2 protein-coding genes and 1 pseudogene are annotated in these 3,928 nt (G+C 68.4%); 1 reads left to right on the top strand and 2 read right to left on the bottom strand.

Annotated features, from left to right (window positions below; all coding sequences use genetic code 11):
• Positions 1-73: 73 nt before the first annotated feature.
• Together ltrA and GFH49_RS39270 are read right to left on the bottom strand one after the other, a co-directional pair.
• Positions 74-1,327: a group II intron reverse transcriptase/maturase gene (gene ltrA, locus GFH49_RS04310; protein WP_230396118.1), complete on the bottom strand. Its 1,254-nt coding sequence runs from the start codon at positions 1,325-1,327 to the stop codon at positions 74-76.
• Positions 1,328-1,976: 649 nt separating this feature from the next.
• Positions 1,977-2,666 carry a tetratricopeptide repeat protein gene (locus tag GFH49_RS39270; RefSeq protein ID WP_230396156.1) on the bottom strand — a complete coding sequence of 230 codons (690 nt, stop codon included), beginning with the start codon at positions 2,664-2,666 and terminating at the stop codon, positions 1,977-1,979.
• A gap of 348 nt (positions 2,667-3,014) precedes the next feature.
• Between GFH49_RS39270 and GFH49_RS40915 the strand changes: the two are divergent.
• Positions 3,015-3,928 (top strand): annotated as a pseudogene (locus tag GFH49_RS40915) (hypothetical protein); the annotation flags it as partial.

The raw sequence follows: 3,928 nt of genomic DNA, 5'->3' as shown, positions 1-3,928 counted from the left end.
AATCGGGTAGGAGGGCCGGGTCGCCCGGCCCTCCTCCCACACCACCGGACATGCGGGTCACGCATCCGGCGGTTCACCAAGCTGATCTCAACCGTTGCCAGGTCGGCTTGAGCGTCTTCAGGCCGAGGTCGTCCCAGTAGGAGTTGGGCAGTGCCCGCGCGAGGACGGGGGAGCCCGCGATCCGCCAGTAGCCCTTGCTGCTGTTCCCCCACTCACGGGAGAACTGCTCGTTGAACCCGAGCTTGCGCAGCATGGCCCGGCGGGCCCGGGGGATCTTCCATTCCTTCCAACGGATCTGCCGCATCCTGCGGTGCAGCCACTTGTCCAGCTCGCGGAACAGATGCGCACCGTCCGCGAGCCGGAAGTAGCCCATCCAGCCAACGATGAAGCGGTTGATCTTCGCGATACGTTCGTTCATCGCGATGCTCCACCGGCGCGAGGTCAGCTCCCGCAGCCGCATCTTCAGACGGACGACCGCCTTCGGATCGACGCGGATCCCAACCTTCCCACGCCGGGCAAAATAGAAGCCGAACCCCAGCATCGTCATGACAGAAGCTGGGACCACCTTCGACTTGTCCCGGTTGACCTTCAGTTTCAACCGCTGCTCGACCACGGCCGTGACCGAGGCGAGCACCCGGCAAGCGGCTCGCTTGCTCCGCACGAAGACACGAACGTCGTCTGCGTAACGCACGAACCGGTGACCGCGCTTGAACAACTCCCGGTCCAGGTCGTCGAGCATGATGTTCGACAAGACCGGCGACAGCGGGGAACCCTGGGGGGTCCCCTCCGCGCTCGGCATCCTGATGCCGCCCACCATGATCCCGGCGTCCAGATACCTGCGGATCAGCTTCAAGACCCTGCGGTCATCGACCTTGCGCGCCACCCGCGCCATCAGGACGTCATGCTGAACCCGGTCGAAGAACCGGTCCAGATCAAGGTCCACGACCCAGCGGTGTCCGTCCTCGATGGCCCGCCGCGCGACACGGACCGCCTGATGGGCGGACCGGCCGGGACGGAACCCGAAGGACGACCCCGAAAACTGCGGGTCGAAGATGGGCACGAGCACTTGCGCGATGGCCTGCTGGATCAAGCGGTCCAGCACCCGCGGCACCCCCAGCATCCGCTCACCGCCGCCAGGCTTGGGGATGATCACCTGACGGACCGGCGCCGGCCGGTAGATGCCCGCGTCGAGTTCGGCCCTCACTTCGGGCCAGTGCACCGCGATCCACGGCCTCAGCTCAGCCGTGGTCATGCCGTCCACCCCGGGAGCACCCCGGTTGACTTCAACGCGGTTGAGCGCCGCGAGCAGGTTCTCCTTCGAGAGCATCAACTCCCACAGCGAAGACTCCCGCTCCCGGTGAACGCCCTCCGTGGAGTGCGCCGACCGGCCACTACGCTCCGCCAGGACACTTCCGGAATGCACCGGTCCCTTCCCGGTCGGCACCGCCGAAGCGGACTTACTGCGGTCCACGTGACCAGCACGAGCAACCACCACATCACCCGTTCCACTCGATGTTCGGCCCTTCCCAGCCCGCCACGCACCGGCAGCCATCCCGGCTGGTACTACGACCTCTGCTGACTTCTGCCCGGTCAGCCCGCGCCTCCCGGCACGGACCGTCGGCGCGGCGACAACTTCAGCACAACCGACACCCGGACAGATCTCCCCAGGTAAGAACGATCACTGTCCCTGGATCCCCGCCGCGTTTACGCACTGGCCCTCTTGGCAGTGACGGGCATCGCCTTCTCGTGCAGGCTCACCCGACCAGTACGCCTCATACGCGATTCGCGTTCCTCGGTACCCAGGTCTCGCCTCGGGCTTCCTCCAGACCCCACCTCACGATGACGCCCTTGCCTCCGGCTCGGGGTTAGCACCACCTCTTCCCCCAGGGGACTTCCACCCCCAAGCAATCGCCCATGCTGGGCACACACGGAGAAGGGGCGGGATCCCGCGCCCGGGATCCCGCCCCTGTCTCCGACTACTCCTCGTCGCCGTCCTCAGTGGACGACTCCGGCACTTCGTCACTCTCGTTCTCGTCCAGCGCGTCGACGAACTCGACACCGTCCAGCTCGGCAAGCCGGTCGGAGGCGTCCGTGCTGCCGTCCTTGTCGGCCTCGACCGCCTTCGCGAACCACTCCCGCGCCTCGGCCTCCCGGCCGGCGGCCAGCAGCGCGTCGGCATACGCGTACCTCAGCCGCGCGGTCCACGGCTGTACGGAACCGGCGGCCAGCTCGGGGCTCTGCAGCGTCACGATCGCCGCGTCGAGCTGGTCCATGTCACGCCGGGCACCTGCCGCGACGAGCCGCATCTCGACCTGCCCCGCCTTGTCGAGCTTGTTCACCTCGGGCGCTCCGGCCATGTCCAGCGCCTTCTCCGGCCGCCCGAGCCCACGCTCGCAGTCGGCCATCACCGGCCACAGATCCACGTTCCCGGTCATCCGCCGCGCGGCCCGGAACTCGGCCAGCGCCTCGCCGTACTTCTGATTCGCATACGCCGCGAAACCGGCCGCCTCTCGTACGGCGGCAACCCGCGACGCGAGCCGCAGGGCCACCTTGGAGTAGCCGTACGCGCCCTCCGGGTCCTCGTCGATGAGCCGGGCGACCATCACCAGGTTCTTCGCCACATCGTCCGCGAGCGTCTTCGGCAGACTCAGCAACTCCTGCCGCACGTCGTTGTCGATCTCCTCGCCCGTGACGTCCTCCGGGATCGGCAGCCGCTTGATCGGCTCCCGGTCCCGGTCACGCTCGTCACGGAAACGCCCACCACCACGCCGGTCGTCACCCCTGCGGTCATCCCGCCGATCGTCCCGGCCACGAAAGCCCCCGGGTCGCCCGCCACGGTCGTCACGCCGGGGCCCACGGGAACGGTCGTCCCGCCCGTCACGCCCATCCCGCCCACGGAACCCACCGCGCTCACCCCGACCGCCGGCCCCACGACTGTCATCCCGCCGGAAGCCAGTACGGGGTCCACGGTCGTCCCCACCTCGGCGATCGTCACGGCGGTCGTCACGGCGGCCGTGACCACGATCGTCGTCACGGCGACCGTAGCTCCGATCGTCGTCACGGCGGGGGTAGCTACGGTTGTCATCGCGACGGGGGTAGCCACGGTCGTCTTCGCGACGGGAGTAGCCACGGTTGTCGTCACGGCGGCTGTATCCGCGTTCGTCATCGCGACGGGGGTGATTGCGGTTGTCGTCACGACGGCCGTGACCGCGTTCGTCATCGCGACGGGGGTAACTACGGTCGTCATCGCGGCGGCCGTAGCCACGGTTGTCGTCACGGCGGCCGTAGCCACGGTTGTCATCGCGGCGGAAGCCGGGACGGTCGCCCTCGCGGCGGTCGTTCCGGCGCTCGTCGCGCCGACCGTAACTGCCGCGCTCGGCCCGGTTGTCGCTCCCGCTCCTGCTGTCGTCCCGACGGAATGCACCGCGCTCCGGGCGGTCACCGCGGTCGTCGCGCCGGAACCCACCCCGGTCGCCCCGGTCGCCCCGGTCACCACGATCGTCACGGCGGAAGCCACCGCGGTCAACGCGATCCCCACGGTCGTCGCGGCGGAACGGGGGACGGTCTCCTTCCCGGCGGACACCCCGGTCTCGGTCACGGTCGTCGCGGCGGAAACCACCGCGCTCACCACGGTCGTTGCCGCGCCGAGGACCACCGCGGTACCCACCGCGATCACCACGGTCACCACTGTCCCGTCGCCGCTGGTCGCGTTCCGGTCGATCTTCGGGAGAGTTGGTGGACATGGTGACTCCTGTCTTCGGTACCGCAGTCATTCTCGCGCAACTCGGGACACCCAGCGCGCTCCAGTAAAAACAAAAGGACCCCTGGTCCCAGCTGAACGCTGGGACCAGGGGTCCTCCAAAGATTGTTCGGCGGTGTCCTACTCTCCCACAGGGTCCCCCCTGCAGTACCATCGGCGCTGTAAGGC

It is taken from the genome of Streptomyces blattellae, assembly GCF_009709555.1.
GTDB lineage: Bacteria > Actinomycetota > Actinomycetes > Streptomycetales > Streptomycetaceae > Streptomyces > Streptomyces blattellae.
Note: the sequence above shows the minus strand (reverse complement) of the source record. Positions and strands in the feature narration are given on the sequence as shown.